The sequence below is a fragment of the Prevotella pectinovora genome, from assembly GCF_041323955.1.
Taxonomy (GTDB): Bacteria; Bacteroidota; Bacteroidia; order Bacteroidales; family Bacteroidaceae; genus Prevotella; species Prevotella pectinovora.
The window spans coordinates 2,726,417-2,749,748 of the sequence record NZ_JBGLIV010000001.1 but is presented as its reverse complement, the minus strand read 5'-3'; the positions used below and the strand labels follow the sequence as shown (position 1 = coordinate 2,749,748).

The 23,332-nt window shown below is 49.1% G+C and carries 19 protein-coding genes; 8 read left to right on the top strand and 11 right to left on the bottom strand.

Features of this window, described 5'->3' with window-relative positions; genetic code table 11:
* Positions 1–93: 93 nt before the first annotated feature.
* From ACDC99_RS10705 to ACDC99_RS10695, 3 genes are read left to right on the top strand one after another with little or no spacing between them, the layout of a single operon-like run.
* Complete coding sequence (locus tag ACDC99_RS10705; protein WP_370756726.1) at positions 94–1,347, top strand: peptidase U32 family protein; 1,254 nt, start codon at positions 94–96, stop codon at positions 1,345–1,347.
* 54 nt (positions 1,348–1,401) lie between these two features.
* Entirely contained in the window at positions 1,402–1,830 is a 429-nt protein-coding gene (locus ACDC99_RS10700; protein WP_044074431.1) for a SufE family protein, read from the top strand.
* Complete coding sequence (locus tag ACDC99_RS10695) at positions 1,827–2,363, top strand: RNA methyltransferase (RefSeq protein WP_042518078.1); 537 nt, start codon at positions 1,827–1,829, stop codon at positions 2,361–2,363. Before ACDC99_RS10700 ends, ACDC99_RS10695 begins: the two co-directional genes overlap by 4 nt.
* 335 nt (positions 2,364–2,698) lie before the next feature.
* Here ACDC99_RS10695 and xerA read toward each other — a convergent pair whose 3' ends face one another.
* Complete coding sequence (gene xerA, locus ACDC99_RS10690) at positions 2,699–3,616, bottom strand: site-specific tyrosine recombinase/integron integrase (protein WP_042518080.1); 918 nt, start codon at positions 3,614–3,616, stop codon at positions 2,699–2,701.
* 169 nt (positions 3,617–3,785) lie between these two features.
* Between xerA and aroQ the strand changes: the two genes are divergently transcribed.
* The 4 genes from aroQ to ACDC99_RS10670 all read left to right on the top strand — a co-directional run bounded on the left by aroQ (position 3,786) and on the right by ACDC99_RS10670 (position 8,784).
* Positions 3,786–4,202, top strand: coding sequence for a type II 3-dehydroquinate dehydratase (gene aroQ, locus ACDC99_RS10685; protein WP_042518082.1), 417 nt, complete (start codon positions 3,786–3,788; stop codon positions 4,200–4,202).
* 263 nt (positions 4,203–4,465) lie between these two features.
* Positions 4,466–7,093: a DNA mismatch repair protein MutS gene (gene mutS, locus ACDC99_RS10680; RefSeq protein WP_044065687.1), complete on the top strand. Its 2,628-nt coding sequence runs from the start codon at positions 4,466–4,468 to the stop codon at positions 7,091–7,093.
* Positions 7,094–7,100: 7 nt separating this feature from the next.
* A complete protein-coding gene (locus ACDC99_RS10675) occupies positions 7,101–7,655 on the top strand; it encodes a GNAT family N-acetyltransferase (RefSeq protein ID WP_370756725.1) in 555 nt (184 codons plus the stop codon).
* Positions 7,656–7,776: 121 nt separating this feature from the next.
* Positions 7,777–8,784: a glycosyltransferase family 2 protein gene (locus tag ACDC99_RS10670; protein WP_370756724.1), complete on the top strand. Its 1,008-nt coding sequence runs from the start codon at positions 7,777–7,779 to the stop codon at positions 8,782–8,784.
* Between the two features lie 55 nt (positions 8,785–8,839).
* Here the strand turns inward: ACDC99_RS10670 and ACDC99_RS10665 are convergent, their stop codons facing one another.
* The 3 genes from ACDC99_RS10665 to polA all read right to left on the bottom strand — a co-directional run bounded on the left by ACDC99_RS10665 (position 8,840) and on the right by polA (position 13,640).
* Positions 8,840–10,324, bottom strand: a complete 1,485-nt coding sequence (locus ACDC99_RS10665; protein WP_044074427.1) for an oligosaccharide flippase family protein — start codon at positions 10,322–10,324, stop codon at positions 8,840–8,842.
* Between the two features lie 54 nt (positions 10,325–10,378).
* On the bottom strand, positions 10,379–10,714 hold the full coding sequence (locus ACDC99_RS10660) for a hypothetical protein (RefSeq protein WP_022316891.1): 336 nt from the start codon (positions 10,712–10,714) through the stop codon (positions 10,379–10,381).
* Between the two features lie 160 nt (positions 10,715–10,874).
* Positions 10,875–13,640 carry a DNA polymerase I gene (gene polA / locus ACDC99_RS10655; RefSeq protein WP_370756723.1) on the bottom strand — a complete coding sequence of 922 codons (2,766 nt, stop codon included), beginning with the start codon at positions 13,638–13,640 and terminating at the stop codon, positions 10,875–10,877.
* 206 nt (positions 13,641–13,846) lie between these two features.
* Between polA and ACDC99_RS10650 the strand changes: the two genes are divergently transcribed.
* Positions 13,847–14,824, top strand: coding sequence for a polyprenyl synthetase family protein (locus ACDC99_RS10650; protein WP_044065683.1), 978 nt, complete (start codon positions 13,847–13,849; stop codon positions 14,822–14,824).
* Positions 14,825–14,967: 143 nt separating this feature from the next.
* Here ACDC99_RS10650 and ACDC99_RS10645 read toward each other — a convergent pair whose 3' ends face one another.
* From ACDC99_RS10645 to ACDC99_RS10615, 7 genes are all read right to left on the bottom strand, one after another.
* On the bottom strand, positions 14,968–16,356 hold the full coding sequence (locus ACDC99_RS10645; protein ID WP_370756722.1) for a hypothetical protein: 1,389 nt from the start codon (positions 16,354–16,356) through the stop codon (positions 14,968–14,970).
* A 105-nt stretch (positions 16,357–16,461) separates the two neighbouring features.
* Complete coding sequence (deoC, locus tag ACDC99_RS10640) at positions 16,462–17,400, bottom strand: deoxyribose-phosphate aldolase (protein ID WP_042518125.1); 939 nt, start codon at positions 17,398–17,400, stop codon at positions 16,462–16,464.
* A 41-nt stretch (positions 17,401–17,441) separates the two neighbouring features.
* Positions 17,442–17,810, bottom strand: coding sequence for a nucleotide pyrophosphohydrolase (locus tag ACDC99_RS10635; RefSeq protein WP_022316886.1), 369 nt, complete (start codon positions 17,808–17,810; stop codon positions 17,442–17,444).
* The gene (locus ACDC99_RS10630) at positions 17,807–18,055 is read right to left on the bottom strand and encodes a hypothetical protein (protein ID WP_370756721.1); all 249 of its coding nucleotides are present in this window, start codon (positions 18,053–18,055) and stop codon (positions 17,807–17,809) included. The genes ACDC99_RS10635 and ACDC99_RS10630 overlap by 4 nt, the downstream gene beginning before the upstream one ends.
* 57 nt (positions 18,056–18,112) lie before the next feature.
* Positions 18,113–18,565, bottom strand: a complete 453-nt coding sequence (gene dtd / locus ACDC99_RS10625; protein ID WP_370756720.1) for a D-aminoacyl-tRNA deacylase — start codon at positions 18,563–18,565, stop codon at positions 18,113–18,115.
* Positions 18,566–18,635: 70 nt separating this feature from the next.
* The gene (uvrC, locus tag ACDC99_RS10620) at positions 18,636–20,468 is read right to left on the bottom strand and encodes an excinuclease ABC subunit UvrC (protein WP_370756719.1); all 1,833 of its coding nucleotides are present in this window, start codon (positions 20,466–20,468) and stop codon (positions 18,636–18,638) included.
* Between the two features lie 2,133 nt (positions 20,469–22,601).
* A complete protein-coding gene (locus ACDC99_RS10615) occupies positions 22,602–23,132 on the bottom strand; it encodes an adenine phosphoribosyltransferase (protein WP_042518100.1) in 531 nt (176 codons plus the stop codon).
* Between the last annotated feature and the right edge of the window lie 200 nt (positions 23,133–23,332).

Genomic DNA, 23,332 nt, shown 5'->3' with positions numbered 1-23,332 from the left:
TGGCGCTTTGGTATGTTTTATTTACTTTTGCCGAGTAAATTGGCATAGAGCGCGTCTTTGCGCTCTAATGCCAATATATATGATAAAATGATTATGACGAATTACAATATAAACGACTTTGAGATCATGGCGCCGGTGGGGTCGAGAGAAAGCCTCGCCGCAGCGATACAGGCAGGGGCAGACTCCATTTATTTCGGCATCGAGAAGCTGAACATGAGGGCACACTCTGCCAGCACGTTCACTATCGATGACCTTCGCGAGATTGCCGCCACCTGCAATGAGCATGGCATAAAGACCTACCTCACCGTGAACACCATCATTTACAACGAGGACATACCGCTGATGCACGAGATTGTGGATGCAGCCAAAGAGGCAGGCATCTCGGCAGTGATAGCCAGCGACGTGGCGGTGATGACCTATTGCAACAAGGTGGGACAGGAGGTTCATCTCTCCACACAGCTCAATATCTCTAACGTGGAGGCACTGAAGTTCTATGCGCAGTTTGCCGATGTAGTGGTGCTCGCCCGTGAACTCAACATGAGTCAGGTGGCAGAGGTGCACAGACTGGCAGAGGAACAGAACATCTGCGGACCGTCAGGACAGCCCGTGCGCATAGAGATGTTCTGCCATGGAGCCTTGTGTATGGCAATCAGCGGCAAGTGTTATCTCAGTCTCGACAATGCCAACCGTTCAGCCAACCGCGGAGAGTGCATACAGCTCTGCCGCCGTTCGTATACCGTGACCGACAATGAGACCGGCACTCAGCTCGAGATTGACAACAAATACGTGATGAGTCCTAAAGACCTGAAGACCGTGCGATTCATCGACAAGATGATGAAGAGCGGAGTCAGAGTGTTCAAGATAGAAGGCAGGGCACGCGGTCCGGAGTATGTCTACACCGTGGTGAAATGCTACAAGGAAGCCATACAGAGCGTTATCGACGGAACCTTTACGGAGGAGAAGAAAGACCGGTGGGACGAGCGTCTCGCCACCGTCTTCAACCGCGGCTTCTGGGATGGATACTATCTGGGACAGAAACTCGGAGAATGGAACAAGAACTACGGCTCTTGTGCTACGGAGAAGAAGGTGTATGTGGGCAAGGGAGTGAAATACTTCTCAAAGCTCGGCGTGGCAGAATTTGCCATCGAGGCAGCCGACTTCAAGAAGGGCGACAAGCTGCTCATTACCGGACCTACGACAGGCGTCATCTATATGAATGCCGACGAGATACGCTATGACCTGGAGCCCGTGGAAGAAGCCCGCAAGGGACAGCGCGTGTCAATGCCTGTGCCGTCAAAGGTGAGACCAAGCGACAAGCTCTTCAAACTGGAGCGGTTAGAGGAGTAAGCATATACGCCGCAACGCTCAAATGGATTTTCAACAACAATAAAATACACTACAATGACAATCAACGAAGCACAAGATGAAGTGATTGAGGAGTTTTCCGACTTCACCGATTGGATGGACAAATACCAGCTGCTCATAGACCTGGGCAACGAGCAGGAACCACTCGACAACAAATACAAGACAGAGAGCAATCTCATCGACGGATGCCAGAGCCGCGTATGGCTGCAGGCAGACTATGTGGACGGAAAGATAATATTCACGGCAGAGAGCGACGCACTCATCGTGAAAGGCATCATAGCGCTGCTCATCAGAGTATTGAGCGGTCATACCCCACAGGAAATCCTCGCTGCCGACCTCTATTTCATCGACCAGATCGGTCTTAAGGAACATCTCTCGCCAACCCGCTCCAACGGTCTGCTCGCCATGGTGAAGCAGATACGCATGTATGCGTTGGCATATAAGGTAAAGAGTGAGGAGCAATGAGAAAGCTCAAGACGATAGAGATGCACCGTATGACGGTGAGCGACTTCAAGCAGAGTGACAAGATGCCGCTCATCGTGATGCTCGACGATGTGCGTTCGCTGCACAATGTGGGGTCGGTGTTCCGCAGCGGTGATGCCTTCCGTATCGAGGCGGTATGGCTGTGTGGCATTACCGCCACTCCGCCGATGCCGGAGATTCACAAAACGGCGCTCGGTGCGGAAGACAGTGTGGACTGGCGGTATTTCGACAACGCCACGGATGCCGTGGATGAGCTTCATGCCATGGGGTATCAGGTGTGTGCCGTGGAACAGTGTGAGGGCAGCACGATGCTTCAGGACTTTGTTCCGGATATCGGCAAGCATAAGGGCTTCGCCGTGATAATGGGCAACGAGGTGAAGGGAGTGCATCAGGAAGTAGTGGACAAGAGCGACTGCTGTCTCGAGATACCACAGTTTGGCACCAAACACTCGCTCAACGTTTCTGTCACGGCAGGTATGGTGATATGGGAATTTGCAAAAAGACTGATGCTCTGATGAGTGTCAGTATTTTTATACCTTAAATATCGCTTTTTTTATACATCACATCTTGCTATTTTATGTCGTTTAATCCAAAATACGGCCCATTCGTACCATAACCTGGAAATATGGGCTTGCAGATGCAGATGTTTTTGAATACCTTTGCAAGCAAGAAAAGTGGTAAGAATTTTATCAAACACGAAATCTAAACGAGAACTTGCAGTCCGTATCATTGCTGGAGGGAGCAAATGATGCGGACATTCTTTTGCAAATCAGATATCTGAATCATCCTGCATCATCCAGAGCCGCTCATCAGGGCTTGCTTGGATTATGTCTTTTTAGGAGAGTGGATTTTATTTGTCCATCATGTTTCTTGGATGATGCTCGAGTATTTCCTCCCGCAGCGTGTGCATGTCGATGTGGGTGTATATCTGAGTCGTTCCGATACTTTCGTGTCCCATCATCTCCTGTATTGCACGCAGGTTGGCACCGCCTTCAAGGAGCGATGTGGCAAAGGAATGGCGCAGCGTATGCGGACTCACGTTCTTCGTTATCCCGGCGGCAGCGGCGAGCCTCTTCACGATGGTGAATATCATTGCCCTTGTGAGATGTTTGCCGTGGATGTTCAGAAATACGTAGTCTTCCTCTCCCGGCTTTATCTTCATCACGTTGCGGTCTACAAACCAGAACCTCAGCTCCTGTATGGCGCTTTCGGATATCGGTACCAGTCTCTCCTTGTCGCCCTTTCCTATCACACGTATGAACTTCTCGTCGAGAAAGAGATCCGACATCTTCAGGTCTGTCAGTTCGCTGACTCTCAGTCCGCAACAGAAGAGCACCTCTATGATTGCCTTGTTTCTCTGTCCTTCCCATTTCTCCATGTCCACGGCAGCCTCCATCATGTCAATCTCCTTCACCGACAGCACCTCTGGCAGATGTTCCCCTATCTTGGGCCATTCCAGCAGTTCTGTAGGGTCTTCCTGGATATATCCGTCTATGAGCAGAAACTTGTAGAACGCCCTCACGCCGCTCAGAATCCTTCCCTGCGACCTCGGGCTTATGCCGATGTCGATGATGGCAGCGGCAAAGTTGCGCAGGTCATCCAGCTTCACCTCCGTCAGCGCCAGTCCCTCGCAGTTGGCATAGTTGAGCAGCTTCTGCAGGTCGTCCATATATGCCTTGAGAGTGTTCTCGGAGTAGTTTCTTCCCAGTTTCAGATATCTGCGGTATTGCTTTATCATCTCCGCATTGGAGTTGCCGTTGTCGTTCATGTCAGTTTGCGAGTCAATAGTTGTCCGAATGATTATTATTTTGTACTTTTGCAAATGTCAGCCACCCAAGTGCCTGCACTCCTCCGCCAGAGTATGCTATGCCCAGGCAGGAGAGAAATACAAGGCAAAGGTAATAAAAAGGCTGCAACAAACAAACTAATCCAGAAATATGAAGATACAAATAGTGAATGGTCCCAATCTCAATCTGCTCGGCGTGAGAGAACCGGGGATATATGGCAGTGAGTCTTTCGAGAGCTATCTGCCCAAGTTGCGTGAGCAGTATCCCGACGTAGAGATAGAATACTATCAGAGCAATGTTGAGGGAGAACTGATAAACAAGATACAGGAGGTGGGCTTCTCTTTCGACGGCATAGTGCTGAACGCCGGAGCCTACACCCACACCAGCATTGCCCTGCACGACTGCATACGCGCCATAAAATGTCCGGTTGTAGAGGTGCATATCTCCAATGTCCACCAGCGTGAAGACTTCCGCCACCATTCCTTTATTTCCGCCGCCTGTAAGGGAGTGATATGCGGCTTCGGACTCAATTCATACAGACTGGCGATAGAAGGACTGCTGGACTGACCTGTTCCGGTTGCTTTACATAATGCGGAGCACCGTTTTTTTTATGAGCCAAGCAACCATAATCCCAAAACGGTCATAGGTCGTTCAATGTAGTGTTCCTGATGACCGGTTTGGAATAAAAAATCTTTTCCGTTCTTGGTATTTAAATCCGAAAGACGTAATTTTGCAACTTGCCCCCATTGTCACATCCATACCGTCGTGATGCGGCAGCGAGGAGACGGTCAGGGGCATAAGACAAAAACGACAATAGTTTCACATATAATATGGCAAAAAACGACAATGGGCTGACGCCTATGATGCAGCAGTTCTTTTCGCTCAAGGCGAAACATCCCGACGCACTGCTGCTCTTCAGGTGTGGAGACTTCTATGAAACATACTGCGACGACGCCGTTGACGCAAGTCGCATCCTCGGCATCACGCTCACCAAGAGAAACAACTCAGGCACGAAACCGTCTACCGAGATGGCTGGATTCCCCCATCATGCCCTCGACACCTATCTGCCAAAGCTCATCAGGGCAGGCAGAAGAGTGGCTATCTGCGACCAGCTCGAAGACCCGAAACTGACGAAAAAACTCGTGAAGCGAGGCATCACCGAACTTGTAACGCCGGGTGTTGCCCTGACCGACAACGTGCTGAACTACAAGGAGAACAACTTCCTCGCAGCCATACACTTCGGCAAGGCATCCTGCGGAGTGGCGTTCCTCGATATTTCTACGGGAGAGTTCCTCACCACCGAAGGACCATACGACTATGTGCAGAAGCTGATAGGTAACTTCCAGCCAAAGGAGGTGCTATATGAAAGAGGCAAGAAGGCAGACTTCGAACGCTTCTTCGGAACAAAGCATTTCACCTTCGAACTCGACGAATGGGTGTTCAATGAACAGACCGCCCGCCAGAAACTGCACAAGCATTTTGAGGTGAAAAACCTCAAGGGCTTCGGCGTAGACCATCTCAAATGCGGTATCGTGGCATGCGGAGCCATCCTGCAATATCTGGAACTCACGCAGCATACACATATCAGCCATATCACGTCGCTATCCCGGATAGACGAGGAGCGATATGTGAGACTCGACAGCTTCACCGTGCGTTCGCTCGAACTGACACGTTCGATGCAGGACGGCGGATGCTCGCTCATCGACGTAATAGACCGCACTTGTTCGCCGATGGGAGCCAGAATGCTCAACAGATGGGTGTGCTTCCCGTTGCGCAATGCCGCCGACATAAACAAGCGGCTCGACGTGGTGGAGGAATTCTTCAAGGACACGTCACTCAGGGAAATCATCGACGAGAACACCAATGGAGTGGGCGACCTGGAACGCATCACAGCAAAGGTTGCCACAGGACGTGTGTCGCCACGGGAAATGGTGCAGCTGAAGAATGCCCTGCTCTGCATGCAGCCTATCAAGGATGCCTGCGAGCGGTCGGAAAACAAGACTCTCGCGCTGATGGCAGACAGGATTGACGCCTGCAAGGAACTCAGCGACAGACTGGAGATGGAGATAGAGCCAGACCCGCCACAGCTCGTGAACAAAGGACACGTGATACGCAGCGGAGTGGACGAGGAACTCGACCGCATGCGCGACATAGCATATAACGGCAAGGACTATCTGCTGAAAATCCAGGAGAGGGAGACAGAGGAGACCGGCATATCAAGTCTGAAAATCGGCTACAACAATGTGTTCGGATATTATCTTGAAGTGAGGAATATCCACAAAGACAAGGTGCCTGCCACATGGATAAGGAAGCAGACGCTCGCACAGGCGGAACGATATATCACCGAGGAACTGAAACAATATGAGGAGCAGATTCTCGGAGCCGAAGACAAGATACTGCAGCTGGAGACAAAGCTCTTCGGTGAACTCGTGCAGAACACCCAGCATTACATACACACCATTCAGAAGGATGCGCATATCATAGCGCAGCTCGACTGTCTGCTCTCCTTTGCCAAGACAGCGGAGGAACACCGGTACGTAAGACCACAGATTCTGCAAGACGACATCGTGATAGATATCCGTCAGGGCCGCCACCCCGTGATAGAGACACAGATGCCGGTGGGAGAGAAGTATGTGCCCAACGACATATATCTTGACGACAAGAAGCAGCAGATAATGATCATCACCGGACCGAATATGGCGGGTAAGTCGGCCCTGCTACGCCAGACGGCACTCATAACGTTGATGGCACAGATAGGATGCTACGTGCCGGCAGAGAGTGCCAAGATTGGTATCGTGGACAAGATATTCACACGTGTGGGGGCGAGCGACAATATCTCAATGGGAGAATCCACATTCATGGTGGAGATGACGGAGGCTTCGAACATCCTCAACAACGTGACGCCGCGCAGTCTTGTGCTCTTCGACGAGCTGGGCCGCGGAACGAGTACCTACGACGGCATCTCGATAGCTTGGGCAATAGTGGAATATCTGCATGAGCAGCCGCGTGCGGCAGCGCGCACCCTCTTCGCCACACACTATCATGAACTGAACGAGATGGAGAAGAACTTCAGCAGGATAAAGAACTACAACGTCAGCGTGAAGGAGATAAACGGCAAGGTGATATTCCTGCGCCGACTGGAGCGTGGCGGATCGGAACACTCATTCGGTATCCACGTGGCGCAGATTGCCGGTATGCCGAAGAGTATCATCAATAGGGCGAACGTGATTCTCAAGCAGCTTGAGGCTGACAACAGTGGCGTGGGGGCAGCCGGAAAGGCGGCAGTAGACAATATCTCGGTGCCGGGCAGCGGTGAGCAGCTGAGCTTCTTCCAGCTCGACGACCCTGTGTTGTGTCAGGTGCGCGACGAGATTCTCGGTCTCGACATAAACAACCTCACGCCGATGGAGGCGCTGAACAAACTGAACGACATAAAGACGATTGTGGGAGGAAAATAAAGAAAACATGAACGGGAAAGAAGAATTTTCAGAGAGAAACCGGAATAAAAACGGTTCGACGGCATCTTTCGGACTCACTATCCGTACTTTCAGTCCTACCGACGTAGAGGAAATGACACGGATATACAATCATTATGTCACTGAAACCACCGTCAGTTTTGAGACCGAGCCTCTTACTACTGGCGATATGTCAGAGCGCGTGAAGCATATCGCTGCCGAGTTTCCCTGTTTTGTGGCAGAGCAAGACGGTAGGGTAGTGGGGTATTGCTATGCCCATCTCTGGAAGGAGCGGGCTGCCTATTCGCATACCTGGGAGGTGACAATATATCTCGATGCGCAGCACACGGGGCATGGCGCAGGCTCTAAGCTGATGAACCTCCTGATAGAGGCATGTCGCCAGACCGGCCGTTGCCATTCTCTCATAGCCTGCATAACGGCAGAAAACAAGGGCAGCATAGCCTTTCATGGGAGTATGGGATTCGAAGAAGTTTCCTGTTTCAAGCAGGTGGGCTATAAACTTGGCAGGCGTCTCGATGTTGTGGATATGCAGCTGTTGCTGTGATGAATAGTATGCTGTTCCGATAGGGATGTATGCTTGTCTGTTCCTCCACTCGTTAACTTGTCAACTCGTCAACTTGTTACTTGTCAACTCGTCAACTCGTCAACATATAAAAACCACCATCATGACCAAGGTTTCTATCTATATGCCGGTATATAACGGCAGCGAATATCTGGAGCGCAGCATCGGTTCGGTGATCAGCCAGACCTTTGCTGACTGGGAACTTATCGCCCTCGATGATGAGTCGACAGACGACAGTCGCGCCATTCTCGACGGGTTAGCCAGAAGGGACAACAGGATTCGTGTGTTCTCAAAGCATAACGACGGCAAGGGGAATACAGCCCGCAATCTGGCGATGATGGAGAAATGGGCGCAGGGAGAATATTTCTTCTATATGTCGCAAGACGACAGGATAGATGCTGATTTGCTTGAAAAGGCTGTGGGCGAGGCGGAAAAGCGCAGTCTCGACATCGTGATACCCGATATGCTGCTCGAATATGCTGACGGAACGACTTCTGCGGTACAAGGTTCTTATCCTCCGAATGGCGACCATTCCTTGGTGTTCTCCGGCAAGGAGGCTTTCTATCGTAGCATAGACTTTTCTATCCATGGCTTCGCATTGATAAACAGAAGGCTCATTGACGAAGACAGGCAGGACACCAACCATTACGACAGTGACGAATATAACACGCGACTACAGTTCCTCGCCGCCGGAAGGGTTGGTTTTTGCGATTCCACTTTCTATTATTATCAAGGCAACGAGAATGCCATCACCAAGTGTTTCTCCATCCGATGGTTTCAGCGCCTCGACACTGCCGTAATGATCGACAAACTGTTTTCTGATACTTTCCACGACCGCAAGTCATTCCCCAAGCTGAAATCCTGGCTTATGGCCATTTACATCACCCTCAGCGTGTTGTATATGCGTGAGTGGGCAAATATAAGCCCTGACGAGAGAAAAGCCGTTATAGCGCATTTCCGTGGCTTTGAGCGCAATATCAAGTTTGGTGGCTATAGAATGGCGGTATTGCGTCGCCTATCGCCATTGGAGAGATGTTTCGCCGTATGGTATTTCTTTTTCGGCACGTGTCGCAATATGAAATCGTTGTTCCGTATCTATAAGGGTAAATAATGCCAATGCAGTTCGGCTTTATCACCGCCAGAATAATCCTCCCTCTTTTGTTGTGCTATCCGACAAACTTCTTGAATTTTCCTTTCAGTTTCTCCATTATAGCCGTATGCTTTTTCACCACGTTGAGTGAGAACCATGCGTCGGCACAGAATATCAGCGTTCCGACAATACAATACAGCAGGTTGCTCTCGATGTGGGTGGAGGCGTAGACGCAGATGCCTACGGCAAGATGGAAGAGGATGGTTCGCACTACGGTGGACGACATCCTGTATTTGTATTTTATCCTGCATACCATCCTGGCGAACAGCATTTCCAGCATATATGCCGTTGTTATGGCAATGCCGATGCCAAGCAGTCCGAACATGTTGAAGCCCAGGATGACGAGGCTCGCCAGTACCACGTCGCTGAATATCTCTATCGTGAGGAAAGTCATGGAATTGCCCCTCGACAGTGCTATATATTCCAGCGGCAGGAACACTCCGCGGCCATACATCGAGAGCGCTGCCACCTGCAGCATCGGTATCACGGCGTTGAACTTGCCGCTATACAGCAATGGCAGGAGGATGGGCATGAAGAGGATGAAGAGGACGATGAGTGGCGACACGATGTTCATAGAAACTTCAATCTGGTTGTTCACCGTGTCGTTTAGTTTACCGCCGTGCGTCTTTATAGCCGACAGACGAGGATAATAGTCGGTGTCTATTGCCGTGAACACCATTCCGGCGTATGTGAAAATCATCACATACATGGCATTGTAAAGTCCTACGGTGTCCACATCCGAAGCGTTGCTGAGATACGCTCTGATGGCGAGTTCCGCACCGCTGCCGAGCATTCCTGCCACCACGAAAGCTATGCCGAGCCGCAGGAATGCCGTGCCTTCCTTTATGCAGTCGAGGCGGAACCGCATCTGTAGGGGGTAGAGCCTCAGGGAACACTGCAGCACTATTATTGCCTGCACCAGTGCCATGAGCACGAGCGATGGCACGATGCCTTTATAGTTGTATATCCAATATATAGGCACCGAGATGGCGAACACACCGATTGCCCCGTAGATAGAAGTTACGGCGAGGGCTTTCAGTCGTCGTGTGGCTTTCAGTATGGCGGTCTCTCCTACGGTCAGTGTGGTGAGTGCCACGACGGGCGACAGCAGCACGAAGTGCAACGTGTGGTCGCCGAATGAGAAAGTCCAGTCGCTGAGCAGCGAACTGAGTGCGGCACAGACCACGAGACCGAACAATGCCGTTATGAGAATCCAGTGGCGAAACACCTCAATCTCGTGTCTGAGCCACTTCTCGTCGCCGTTGTCGAATGCCATGGATATGTTTCTCACGGCACTAATGTGGAGACCGAAGTTCGTTGAGTCCACCACGAGCTTTATCGTTGATGAGAAAAGAGCCACGAGTCCCATACCCGCCGGACCGAGCAATACGGCAACTAACTTGTTGCGTACCAGTCCGATAAGGATATTGAGCATCTGCACGCCGCCGAACAGGCTCGTGTATTTCAGTATGTGTGAGTAGCTGTTGTTGCTGTTTTCCATCAAATTAACTAACGTGAGAAGGACTCAAATATTATTTAATTTTGAAAAGAAATGTTATCCTCTCACATAATGAGGCATATCGGCAGGAGTAATCATTGATATCTCAACGATGCCGGCAACCTTGCCGTCCTTCTTCCATGCCGTCTGGTAAATCACTTTGTGAACGCCTTGTTTCTCAATGGTATAGGCGTTGCTGCCGCCGGTGGCGAGCAGATGGCGGATAATCTCTTTCGACCTCTCCGAGTGACACTCGTAGAGATTCTTTCCAATCAGGTTGCCATGTTTCTTGTATGTTTCCACCGCCTTGTCGTTCTGGTAGATGATGATGCCTTCGGCGTCGCACACCGTAACGGCACAGTTCATCTCTTTTGCCCATTCATAGTTTTCCATAATGATAGTCTTAAATGTTAATTGTTATAGTTGTTTACAATAAACCCAGTCCCCAGTTCCCTCCCTTAGGGAGGGCTAGGGTGGGTCTTTGTTTTTTTTCAGCTTCCAGTCCCCTCCCTTTGGGAGGGTTAGGGTGGGTGTCAGGTGTCAGGTGTCAGTCTTAATGTGCCTCCAGCCAGTTCTTCCCCCATCCAGAGTCAGCCACCAGCGGCACCTGCATCTTCAGTGCGTTCTGCATCTCCTCCAATACGATTTTCTCCACCTTCTCCTTCTCTTCGGGAAGAACGGAAAAATTCAATTCGTCGTGTACCTGCAGAATCATCTTCGATTTGATGCCCTCCTTTCTGAAGCGGCGGTATACATTTATCATAGCCACCTTTATAATATCGGCTGCAGTGCCTTGGATAGGAGCGTTGATGGCATTTCGCTCGGCGAAACCCCTCACCGTGGCATTGTGTGAATTGATGTCGGCAAGGTATCTCCGTCTGTGGAACAGCGTCTCGGCATATCCGTTGGTGCGTGCCATCTGGATGCTCTTGTCCATATACTCCTTCACCTTCGGGAAGTTCTCGAAGTATCCTTCTATCAGCTTCTTTGCCTCGTCGCGGCTTATCTCCAGTCGTTCCGCCAGACCGAACACCGTAATGCCGTAGATGATGCCGAAGTTGGCACGCTTTGCCTTTGTGCGTTGGTCTCTGCTCACCTCGTCGATGGTTTCTTTGTATATCTTCGCCGCCGTGGCAGCGTGGATGTCGTGTCCCTCGCGGAACGCTTCTATCATGTTCTCGTCGCCGCTCAAGTGAGCCATCACTCTCAGCTCTATCTGACTGTAGTCGGCAGAGAAGAATTCGCAGCCCGGTTCCGGTACGAAAGCCTTTCTTATCTCCTTTCCGTCCTCGCCCCTCACAGGAATATTCTGCAGGTTGGGATCGCTCGACGACAGGCGTCCCGTGGCAGTCACGGTCTGGTTGAACGATGTGTGAATCCTCCCCGTTCGTGGATTGATAAGCTTCGGCAGAGCATCCACATACGTGCCGAGGAGTTTCTTCAACCCTCTGTGTTCCAGGATGTCAGCCACAATCTCGTGCTTGCCTTTCAGCGACTGCAGCACCTCCTCGTTGGTGACATACTGTCCTGTTTTTGTCTTCTTCGCCTTCTCCACGATTTTCATCTTTTCAAACAGCACCTCGCCCACCTGTTTCGGTGATGCGATGTTGAATTCCATTCCAGCCAACTCATGGATTCGCTGTTCTATCTCGTGCATGCGCTCAGTGAGAGTCCTGGATGTTTCCTTCAGCGATTGCGTATCGATGCGCACTCCGTTCATCTCCATTTCGGCGAGCACCGGCATCAGCGGCATCTCTATGTTGCAGAACAGATCGTAGGCGCCGCGCTTCTTCAGTTCCGGTTCCAGCTTGTTCTTCAGCTGCAATGTGATGTCCGCATCCTCGGCGGCATATTCATACACCTCGCTTGGCTGCAGATCGCGCATGCTCTTCTGACCTTTTCCTTTCGGACCGATAAGTTCCTCTATGCGAATCGTCTTGTAGTCGAGATACGTCTCCGCCATGTCGTCCATGTTGTGTCTCGTTTCCGGTTGGATGAGATAGTGGGCAATCATGGTGTCAAACATCTTGCCTCTCACCTCCACACCATAGTTGGCGAGCACCTCGATGTCGTATTTCATGTTTTGTCCGATTTTGAGAATTTCTTCGCTTTCGTAGAGAGGTTTAAATATATTAACTATTTTTTCTGCTTCTTCACGATTGCTTGACACCGGAACATAATACGCCTCTTTTTCCTTCACGCTGAAGCTCAATCCTACCAATTCTGCATCTATAGCGTTGGTAGAAGTCGTTTCTGTGTCAAAACTAACAAAACCGTTTGTAATTAAAAAGTCATACAGTTTCTTTATATCCTCCTCTTTATCAACGAGTTCGTATTTGTGAGCCGCTGTTTTCAGGCTCTGAGAAGCGCCGTTTTTTATCATTTCCTTCCCATCGTCTGGAAAATCGGCAAAGAGATTGAGCTGATTTGAAACACTTTTTTGCTGTGGTTTAGGTTTGTTAAGGAATCGCTGGATAAAGGTTTTAAACTCCAAATCATTGAAGATTTCTACTATTCTTTCTTCGTCCGGCTCCTTCACCTTCAGTTCGTCGAGATTGAGTTCGATGGGGACATCGGTTTTTATTGTGGCAAGGAATTTTGAGAACTCAATTTGTTCTTTGTTTTCCTCCACCTTCTTTTTCAGAGCGCCTTTGAGTTCGTCGGTTCGTTGGAGTAGGGCAGTGATACCGCCAAACTGGTTGATGAGTTTCACTGCCGTCTTTTCTCCCACTCCCGGACATCCCGGTATATTATCGGCAGAGTCGCCCATCAGTCCGAGCAGGTCGATTACCTGCAGCGGAGAGTCGATGCCATACTTTTCCTTCACTCCCTCTTCGTCGAGAGTTTCATATCCGCCTCCGTGTCTTGGTCTGAACATCTTCACGTTTCCTCCCACGAGCTGTCCATAGTCCTTGTCTGGTGTGAGCATATATGTGTCGAGTCCCATCTCTCCGGCTTTCTTGGCGAGAGTTCCTATCACGTCATCAGCCTCATAGCCAGCCACTTCGAGCACCGGAATGTGCATAGCTCCGAGAATGTCCTTAATGATAGGCACGGCAGCCCTGATGTCTTCCGGAGTCTCTTCGCGCTGAGCCTTATACTGTTTGTAAGCCTCGTTGCGGAACGTAGGTCCGTGTGGGTCGAACGCCACACCGAGGTGTGTGGGCTTCTCCTTTGTCATCACCTCGTGTAGGGTGTTGCAGAAGCCCATTATTGCTGACGTGTTCATGCCCTTGGAGTTTATCCTGGGATTTTTTATGAACGCATAGTATGACCGGTATATCAGCGCGTATGCGTCGAGAAGGAAAAGTTTGTCCATTCTTTCAGTTCTTTTTCTTAGTTGTTGCTATGTAGGCGGTGTTACCTGTTTCTTATACTGCCACACCGCCGGTTGTGCCCTGTAATCAGCCCTCAGGACCTAAAGAGACACTGTTTTTTTTCCATTCATCAAGAATATCGTGTAAAATTACTTATTTTTTCTGATTAATCGGATAAAAAATGTAATTTTGTATCAAATTTCACGTAATGGACTATTTATCACTAATAAAGCAGCCGATAGAGGGCGACCTTGATGATTTCAACAACCTGTTCAATAGCTCGTTGTCGCATACCGACGGACTATTGTCGCAAGCCCTTGCATATATCCGTCAGCGCACCGGCAAGCGCATGCGTCCGATGCTCATCCTGCTGATGGCACGCAATTTCGGCGATGTGACCGATGTCACACAGAATGCCGCCGTAGGTCTTGAACTGCTCCATACCGCCAGTCTCGTTCACGACGATGTGGTGGACGAGAGCAGCGAGCGTAGGGGGCAGGCTTCGGTGAATGCCGAATACGACAACAAGGTGGCAGTACTCGTTGGCGACTATCTGCTGTCCACGGCATTGCTGCATGTGGCATACACCAAGAACACGCAGATTGTGAAATACCTCGCCGAACTGGGTCGCACGCTGGCAAGTGGAGAGATACTCCAGCTCTCTAATATCGCCAACGAGAAGATATCCGAAGATGTTTATTATCAGGTGATTAAGCAGAAGACGGCAGCTCTCTTCGAGGCATGCTGCGCCATCGGAGCATTGTCGGCAGGAGCCAGTGAACAGGAGATAGAAAGTGCGAAGAAATTCGGACAAGATCTCGGTATTATATTCCAGATACGTGATGATATTTTCGACTATTACGACTCTTCGGATATCGGTAAGCCTACGGGCAACGATATGGCGGAGGGTAAGTTGACCTTGCCCGTAATCTATGCCCTCAACACCGTATGCGACGATGCGATGACTGCACTCGCCTATAAGGTAAAGCAACGCACGGCGACTGCTGATGAGATAGCTCTGCTTGTGGATTTCGCCAAACGAAACGGTGGTATCGACTATGCCGAGAAACAGATGTGGAACTTCCATGCCGAAGCAATCCGTTTCATTGATACCCATGTCCGTTCTGAGGTTCTAAGAAAGAGTCTTGTGGCTTATCTCGATTATGTGATACGCAGGGAGAAGTAATTTACACTCTCCTAAGAAATCAATATCACGCAACCCCCAATTACTGATTTGGTTTAAAACAAATATAAAAGGCGCATCCGGACCGATTCCAGATGCGCCTTATATATCGTAGCATTATGCTATTCTATTGTATGGCAATCATTTTATTTTGCCACTTTATAGGTCCTGCCGCCTTCTTTTACGATATAAACGCCTTTCTCGCCGCTGTTCAGTTGGTTGCCCACCTTAGTGCCGTCGAGCCTATAGAACGTCTTGTTTTGGTTCTCAGAGGCATTTCCTGTCACCTTGTCGATGCCGGTAGCGCCTGATACATAGTCAACATACTCGTCGTATGTCACTTTCTGTATAGGTGAGAAAGTATTCGTCTGTGCGTCAAGTCTGTTCACCACCATGCTCTTCTTGATGAAACCGTTGTTGCCGGTCATGAAGTCGTATGCCGGTTTGCTTGTAGTCTCCAGATATTCGTAGTCCATGGTCAAGGTGTAGTTGCCATCCATATCCGTATCGATATCTCCGATGCCGGCAGCTTTTGCGCCAGTGGTACTTGCTTGTTCGCTCACTACCTTTATGCAGTCGCCATGCTCGTTGTTGGTCTCCGTGATGGTCTCCACCATTGTGTTGTATGTACCGCTGGAGATGGTCATATCTGTCCTGTTGCTGCCATAGTCATCGAGCTTTTCGTTTGACATCGTGACGTTCAGGATACCATTGAGTTTAACGGTGATGGTGCTTTTATTATCTGTATATTCGCCCCTGATAGTTCCTATTATAGGAATGTTCATGACAGTTATGCTGATAGTACCTTTCTCTATCATGTTCTCTGTATCGCCTAACATGTCTCCTTCGAGGTCGCTTATTCCTAAGTCGAAAATCTTGTTGGGATTGTATTTATACCATTTCTGTACACTTATCAACAATGGCACCGATGTTACCTCTCCAGACTCTTCGTCCTTCTCTTCTATCACGGTGGATAGAGAGTAGAGTTCGCCTGTCTTGGAGTCATATACGAAGTTGTATTCCCCCTCATTCACCAATGTTTTCGTGTCTTTATCCAGGGAGTATATAGTCTCTTTTGTCACGTGTCCCTTTTCGTCGCGAGTCAGTTCTACCGACATCACAACCGTTGGGTTTGTCCATGTGCTGGTAGCGGCATCCCATGTATATTCCGTCACCTTGGTCACGAAGCCATCCAGTTTGTCGTCGTAGGTGTTTTCGGTTCTGATTTTGCCGTCACCGTCTTCTGTCACCGTTGCCGTGACATATCCCTTGCTGTTGTATTCTGTCTGTGTGGTGTCGTCCCATTGCCACGCTCCGTTTACATAGTCGTAGCTTGTGGTCTTGCAGGGTTTTGTGGTCTTCAGATCCATGCCCGTTGTGGCTACATTACCCACGATGGTTGACTCTTTCTTGATAACTTTAGCCATAGCAGACTTGATTTTCGACATGATGCCAGCATTCAGCTTTGGCATCTGTGCACTTGCTGTGATGGTGCCTAACGCCATCATGGCAGATGAAAAGAGTACAATTTTCATAATCTTGTGGTTTAAAATGTGGATATTTATTGTGGACAAGTAGACAAGGAAACCGTTCGCTTCCCAGTCTACCTGTCTGTTTTAGTCTTAATGACCGATTGTGGTTTAAAAGAACTTTATCTGTTGTCCTTCGATTTCGCTGAGCAGCATGTTGGCGAGGCGGCTGGTACCGAGGCGGAACCACTTGTTTGTAAGCCATTTCTCGCCCAACACCTCCTTCACGATGGTGTAATATATGAGGGCGTCCATCACGCTGTTGATGCCTCCTGCCGGCTTGAAACCGATCTGGATGCCAGTCTCGTCGTAATACTCCTTGATAGCCTGACACATCACGTAGGCAGCCTCAGGTGTGGCAGCAGGCTCCAGTTTGCCTGTGGATGTCTTGATATAGTCTCCGCCGGCATACATGGCGAGGATTGAAGCCTTCTTGATGTTAGAGGCGGTCTTCAGGCAGCCCGTTTCCAGAATCACCTTCATCGGCTTGTCGCCACATGCACACTTCATCTCGCTGATATCGTCGGCAACGCCCTCGTAGTCGCCGCTGAGGAACTTGCCCACCGGCATTACGATGTCGATTTCCGTAGCTCCATCCTTCACGGCGAGTGCAGTTTCAGCCACCTTCACTTCTATGAGAGCCTGTGATGACGGGAAGCTGCCCGATACGCAAGCCACCTCAACGCCATCCACTTCGAGAGTCTCGCTCACCACCTTTGCAAAGCAAGGATATACGCAGATTGTGGCTACGTGTGGCAGGTCGCCGAACGCCTCGTCAAACTCGTTCACCTTCTCTGTGAAAGCCAGTACGCTCTCCTCAGAGTCAGTGGTCTTCAGGGTTGTCAGTTCGATGCTTCCCATGAGGAATCTCTTCACGTCCAAGTTGTCGTTTTCATGCACTTTCTCCGTGATGATCTTCTTCACAGCCTCGCGCACCTCGTTGTCGTCGAGGTTTGTATTATACTTGCTCAGAGCCTCTTCATATTTGCTCGCCTTTGGTGTAGCTGCTTTCAGGGTGCTCTCCGCCTTTGGTGTTTCTTTTTCTGTCATCATAATAAAGTTGTTTTTATTCTGTTTCCTATTCTGTTTTCTTATTCCTTATCCGTTTCCTGTCCGTTGTCGGGTGGGGTAGAAGCCGACTTCAGCTTGGGGTTGTTGCGGTGTCTGTCGTGGTCTCTCTGCGTCTTTTTTTCCAGACTCTTCTGCAGCTCCTCCGTCAGGTCCACGCCCGTCTGGTTGGCAAGGCAGATGAGCACCCACAACACGTCTGCCATCTCTTCGCCCAGGTTTGGTTTTTCTCCCTTCTTGAAGCTTTGGTCGCCGTAGGTGCGTGCCATCACGCGAGCCAGTTCGCCCACCTCCTCAGTGAGACAAGCCATATTCGTGAGCTCCGAGAAATAGCGCACTCCATACGTCTTTATCCATTTGTCTACGGTCTCTTGTGCCTCTTTTATCGTCATGCTGTAATGATTTGGTATATGTCCCATATCTGTATAGCGTCGCACGCTATGCTCAGGACCAATGTTATTGCTTTTGCCGTTTTGTTTTCCGACAGGAAGAAGTCGGCGTTTATGCATCCGCAGAGACACGTCCATGCTGCCAGTCTCACGTATTCGTTCTGCAGCCACAGCTTGTCTGCCATGCTGATTGCTCCAAACATGATGAAAAGCGCCAGAGGAAGCGTTTTCAGCTTCTTCTTTTCCATTCCTTTTATTTCTGTTTGTTCTTTTCCCATTAATCTTATTATGGTTTCTTTTTGCTGCTATTCCTTGTGCTTTGTGTCTATACAGATGGTCACCGGTCCGTCGTTGAGCAGTTCCACCTTCATGTCGGCACCGAATTCGCCCGTGCCGACGGACTTTCCGAGTGCTGTGCTGAGATCGCTGCAGAACTTCTCGTATAGCGGCACCGAGAGTTCGTGTGGAGCGGCATGAATCCACGAAGGGCGGTTGCCTTTCTTTGTGGATGCCATCAGAGTGAACTGGCTCACCACTATTATATCGCCGCCGTCATCGAGGATAGAACGGTTCATCACGCCGTTCTCATCGTCGAACACGCGCAGGTTAACTACCTTCTTCACCAGCCAGTCTATGTCTTCCTGGGTGTCCTCGCAGCCTATTCCGAGGAGTATCAGAAAACCCTTTCCGATGCTTGATTTCACTGTGCCGTTTATCGTTACCGATGCGTGGCCCACGCGCTGTATGACAACTTTCATCTTTTTATGTTCTTATTCTGTCTACAAAGTTACCTTTTTATTGAATTACCGCAAAATATTCCCCTATAAATTACTGCTTTTTACTGTCGAAATATTCTCTTAACAATTCCGCTTTCTGTCTGCCAACCACCTCTGCCAGGCTCTCCACATCGCTTTCACGCATCTTCTTCACCGTCTTGAAAGCCTTCAGTAGTGTCTCTTTTGTCTTTGGTCCGATGCCTTTGATGTCGTCAAGTTCCGAATGCAGGGCGTGTTTAGACCGCTTGTCGCGGTGGAAAGTGATGGCAAAGCGGTGCACCTCGTCCTGGATGTGGGTCAGCAGCCGGAACAGTTCGCTGTCCGTCTTCATTCCAATCACCTTCGGAGGAAATCCATACAGCAGTTCGTTGGTGCGGTGGCGGTCGTCTTTAGCCAGTCCGGCGATAGGTATGTCGATATGCAGCTCGTCTTCTATCACCTCTCTCACCACCTCCATCTGTCCCTTTCCACCGTCGGTTATAATGAGGTCGGGCAGTGGCTGTTCCTCCTCCATGAGTCGTGAATAGCGCCTTCTCACCACCTCCTTCATAGAGGCATAGTCGTCGGGTCCCACCACGGTCTTTATATTATATTTGCGGTAGTCTTTCTTGCTTGGTTTCATCTTCTTGAACACCACACACGCTGCCACGGCATCTGTTCCGCTGATGTTGGAGTTGTCGAAACACTCTATCTGATACGGCATCTTGGGCAGTTTCAGCGCCTCCTGAATCTCCTTCATCAGTCTCACCGCCTTCTGCTCAGGGTTTAGTTTTTCAGCCTGTTTCAGACGGTCGAAACGGTATTGTTTGCCGTTCATTTCAGAGAGTTCCAGCAGTTTCTTCTTGTCGCCCCTCTGCGGAATGGTCAGCGTGATGCCGTCGAGAGGCAGTTCGATGTCGTGTGCCACGATGATTTCCCTCGACTTGCTGCCCAGTTTCTCCCTTATCTGCATGATGGCGACAGGTAGGATCTCGTCCTCGTTCTCATGCAGTTTTTTCTTGAATTCAAAGGTGAACGCCTGGTTTATGTTGCCGTTAGTCACATGGATATAGTTCACGAAGGCGATATTCTCGTCGTCGGTCACAGTAAACACGTCCACATCGTTGATGGTATGGCTCACCACCTCACTCTTGGAGCAGAAATTATCGAGCAATATATACTTCCTCTTTATCTCTTCCGCCTCTTCGAAACGCAGTTCTTCGGCAAGCTTCTGCATCTCCTCAAAGAGTATTTTCTGCACCTCGCGCGTGTTTCCTTTCAGTATTTCGCGTGCCTGCTCGATGTTCTTCATATATTCCTCGTGCGTCTGTTTGCCTATACACGCCCCGGAGCAGTTCTTTATGTGGTAGTCCAGGCAGGGAGAATATCTCTTCTGTCTTATGCCCTCCTCCGTGAGCGGCAGTCGGCAGGTGCGGGGCTTATACACCTTCTTTATTATATCAAGCAGCGCATACATCGTACCGATGTGGCTGAACGGACCGTAATAGGTGCCGAATTTCTTGTTTATCACTCTTGTCTTGAATATCCTCGGATAATACTCCTTCGTGATAACGATAGAAGGGTAGGTCTTGCCGTCCTTGAGCAGAATGTTGTATTTGGGTTGGTATTTCTTTATCAGATTGTTTTCAAGAAGCAGAGCGTCTTCCTCCGTGTTCACCACTGTGTATGTGATGTCCCAGATCTTGCTCACGAGCACCTTCGTCTTGTATCTGTCCACCTCCTTATGGAAGTATGACGACACACGGTTCTTCAGGTTCTTTGCCTTGCCCACATAGATTATGGTGCCCTCCTTGTCGAAGTATTGGTAGCTGCCGGGCTTGCCAGGCAGATTGCTGACTATGCCCCTCAGATGCTCCAACCGCTTTTCATTTTCTTCTTTTGTCATTTTCTCTAACTTCTTGTTTCATAGAACTTTTGGATGATAATGTTTCACGTGAAACTTTAATATCCCTTCTTTATTCTTGTTTGTCGATGCGCCTTGTGCGCCTCTTGTCTGCCGTATGGCTTCCGCAGTTTTTGGAGTGCAGATTTGTGTTGTCTGCTGTATGGCTCCTGTGTTCCGTCTGCGGGCCTCTCTGTTGTCTCGTGCAGCCATACAAAGATAAGCATCTCGTTTGGTTCTTACAAGAGTTTGAGGGAAATTTATCTGTGAGGATGTGTGGATGCTGATGGGTGGTGGATGGGGCTTATCACTGATATTGTTATTCCGTGTTGTCTTTGTGCCCCTGGCCTGCGGCAGGGACACAAATCAAAAAAAACACGGATAGCACGGACTTTACACGGATTGGTCTTTCACGGATCTTTTTTTGATGTTATTTAGCTAATGATTCTTGGATTTTGGTTTGGATTGAGCAGGATTTGCAAGTGCTGGGTCACTTCCTATTTTCGATATGCTTTGCGATGCACAATTGTTATCGGGTGTTCACTTCTGCCAATGAGCATCAGCCCCCTCTCGTTCTCAAACCCATCCTAACCTTCCCCAAGGGAAGGAACAAGTTACTCTGCCAATGAGCATCAGCCCCCTCTCGTTCTCAAACCCATCCTAACCTTCCCCAAGGGAAGGAACAAGTTACATCTGCCAATGAGCATCAGCCCCCTCTCGTTCTCAAACCCATCCTAACCTTCCCCAGGGGAAGGAACAAGTTACTCTGCCAATGAACATCAGCCCCCTCTCGTTCTCAAACCCATCCTAACCTTCCCCAAGGGAAGGAACAAGTTACTCTGCCAATGAACATTAGCCCCCTCTCGTTCTCCCCCGAAGGGGAGATGCCGGTTACTCTGGTCATTGATAAATCATAGTCAATCAGGCAGTCTATCATATCCAGACGGTTAATGGTATTCAGACGGTTAATGGTATTCAGACGGTTAATGGTATCCAGACAGTCAATGGTATCTGTCCCTCCCCAACGGGGGAGGATAGGTGGGGGCTGATGTCATAGGACGGGCAACTACAGCCTTTACTGATGCCTTTCAGAAAAAGGGAGTGCCATAAGCACTCGCAAATCCACGGAAATCCTTATAAAATCCAAAGAAAACAGGTCTAAAATAATCCGTGATGACTAATCCGTGTAAAATCTGTGCTATCCGTGTTTTATTTTAGACCTGTGCCCATCGCCGTAGGCAGATGGGCGCTATATGCTCACTGATATTGTTATACCGTGGTAAGGTGTGGTGTCCCCAGCCTGCGGCAGGGACACAAATCAAAAATGAAAGCGGATAGCACAGACTTTACACGGATCGGTCTTTCACGGATCCATTTTTTGATAATATTTCGTCAGTGATATTTGGATTTTGTTTTGGATTTAGCAGAATTTGCAAGTGCTGTAGCACTTCCTCTTCTGGCTGTTTGTTCTCCGCTTTGTTCTCTAGTTCGCCTTGAGCCATTGTGGGAATCAGCGTTCGGTATTCATTACCCAATGGGCACGTTCTTGGTGGGATTTATGCCCAAAAATGTATTGTTTTCGGCCTAAAAGGTACGGGCTTACTACCTAAAAGATACTGGTTTACTAACTAAAAGATACGTGGTTGCTATCTCAAAGAAACATGGTTACTACCCCAAAAAGAATATGTTTGCTACCCAAAAGAAACCATTCACTACCCTAAAAGATAAAACCAACGTTGGTTTTCCATTGAGATATGCTTAGTCCCGACGAAATAGGTGGTGTTTGTTTCTGTTCCCGTCGCATTATATGCCGTTTTATTGCTGTTTGTGATACTTCAATGATACTTCTGTGATACTTTATTGTAAGCTTCTCAGAAAAGTATCATTCGTCTAAAATGCTGTGTGCTAAATGTATAAATGGGAAATTAACGGCAAAAATGATACTTTGATACTTTTTCGGTGATTTTTAAAAAGTATATATAGGCGCCATACTATAGATAGAAAGATTATCCCGACATCTGAAATGGTACAAAAAACGCCCTGCAAGAGAAAAGCGTCGTTGTCTTCTGCTTTTCGCCTTGCAGGGCGTCTGTTGCGATATATTGCGGTTCTCCCGTTTTCTTTGTGCCGATGGGGTTATACCTTCAGAAGAGATGTGATATCCGTTCCTTCCTCAAAGTTAGCCCTGCCGTTGAGATTCTCGTGAACCAGTTCGATGATGAAATTCACGTAGATGTTCTTCGGATTGAACTTCTTCACCAGGTTGTATGCCGCACGCATCGTGCCGCCAGTGGCGAGGAGGTCGTCGTGAAGCAACACCACGTCGTCTTCGGTGATAGCGTCCTTGTGTATCTCTATGGTGTCCTTGCCATATTCCTTGCTGTAGCTCTCCTGGATAGTCTCGGCAGGGAGCTTTCCCGGTTTGCGACACAACACCACTCCGGCGTTCAGCTTCAGGGCGAGAGCCGATGAAAGCACAAATCCGCGGCTTTCTATTCCTACGATTTTCGTGATACCCTTGTCCTTATACAGCTCATAAAGCTCGTCAACCATTATCTTCAGACATTCCGGATCCTTGAATAGGGTAGTGACGTCTCTAAAGTTGACACCCTTCTGAGGAAAATCCGGTATGCATCTCAGGTTCTCTAAAAGTTTCTCGTTGTTCATTTCTTGCGGTTTTATTTGTTTATTCTTTTATTGTTTTCTTTTTCTCTGATGATATCTTTTGCCGTTGCTTTCGTTCGGTTTCAGTTGTTGTTCCACGGTGAAAACGGATGATGAAAACACTTTCGCCATTTTCCATAACTTGTTAGTTTTCAAACCGTTTATCGAAATTTGTTTCACGTGAAACATTAATCCGTTCCATC

Excerpts from the sequence above, each read along its gene's own strand:
- ACDC99_RS10705 (WP_370756726.1), top strand. The coding sequence starts at position 94 with ATGACGAATTACAATATAAACGACTTTGAGATCATGGCGCCGGTGGGG.
- ACDC99_RS10700 (WP_044074431.1), top strand. The coding sequence starts at position 1,402 with ATGACAATCAACGAAGCACAAGATGAAGTGATTGAGGAGTTTTCCGAC.
- ACDC99_RS10695 (WP_042518078.1), top strand. The coding sequence starts at position 1,827 with ATGAGAAAGCTCAAGACGATAGAGATGCACCGTATGACGGTGAGCGAC.
- xerA (WP_042518080.1), bottom strand. The coding sequence starts at position 3,616 with ATGAACGACAACGGCAACTCCAATGCGGAGATGATAAAGCAATACCGC.
- aroQ (WP_042518082.1), top strand. The coding sequence starts at position 3,786 with ATGAAGATACAAATAGTGAATGGTCCCAATCTCAATCTGCTCGGCGTG.
- mutS (WP_044065687.1), top strand. The coding sequence starts at position 4,466 with ATGGCAAAAAACGACAATGGGCTGACGCCTATGATGCAGCAGTTCTTT.
- ACDC99_RS10675 (WP_370756725.1), top strand. The coding sequence starts at position 7,101 with ATGAACGGGAAAGAAGAATTTTCAGAGAGAAACCGGAATAAAAACGGT.
- ACDC99_RS10670 (WP_370756724.1), top strand. The coding sequence starts at position 7,777 with ATGACCAAGGTTTCTATCTATATGCCGGTATATAACGGCAGCGAATAT.
- ACDC99_RS10665 (WP_044074427.1), bottom strand. The coding sequence starts at position 10,324 with ATGGAAAACAGCAACAACAGCTACTCACACATACTGAAATACACGAGC.
- ACDC99_RS10660 (WP_022316891.1), bottom strand. The coding sequence starts at position 10,714 with ATGGAAAACTATGAATGGGCAAAAGAGATGAACTGTGCCGTTACGGTG.
- polA (WP_370756723.1), bottom strand. The coding sequence starts at position 13,640 with ATGGACAAACTTTTCCTTCTCGACGCATACGCGCTGATATACCGGTCA.
- ACDC99_RS10650 (WP_044065683.1), top strand. The coding sequence starts at position 13,847 with ATGGACTATTTATCACTAATAAAGCAGCCGATAGAGGGCGACCTTGAT.
- ACDC99_RS10645 (WP_370756722.1), bottom strand. The coding sequence starts at position 16,356 with ATGAAAATTGTACTCTTTTCATCTGCCATGATGGCGTTAGGCACCATC.
- deoC (WP_042518125.1), bottom strand. The coding sequence starts at position 17,400 with ATGACAGAAAAAGAAACACCAAAGGCGGAGAGCACCCTGAAAGCAGCT.
- ACDC99_RS10635 (WP_022316886.1), bottom strand. The coding sequence starts at position 17,810 with ATGACGATAAAAGAGGCACAAGAGACCGTAGACAAATGGATAAAGACG.
- ACDC99_RS10630 (WP_370756721.1), bottom strand. The coding sequence starts at position 18,055 with ATGGAAAAGAAGAAGCTGAAAACGCTTCCTCTGGCGCTTTTCATCATG.
- dtd (WP_370756720.1), bottom strand. The coding sequence starts at position 18,565 with ATGAAAGTTGTCATACAGCGCGTGGGCCACGCATCGGTAACGATAAAC.
- uvrC (WP_370756719.1), bottom strand. The coding sequence starts at position 20,468 with ATGACAAAAGAAGAAAATGAAAAGCGGTTGGAGCATCTGAGGGGCATA.
- ACDC99_RS10615 (WP_042518100.1), bottom strand. The coding sequence starts at position 23,132 with ATGAACAACGAGAAACTTTTAGAGAACCTGAGATGCATACCGGATTTT.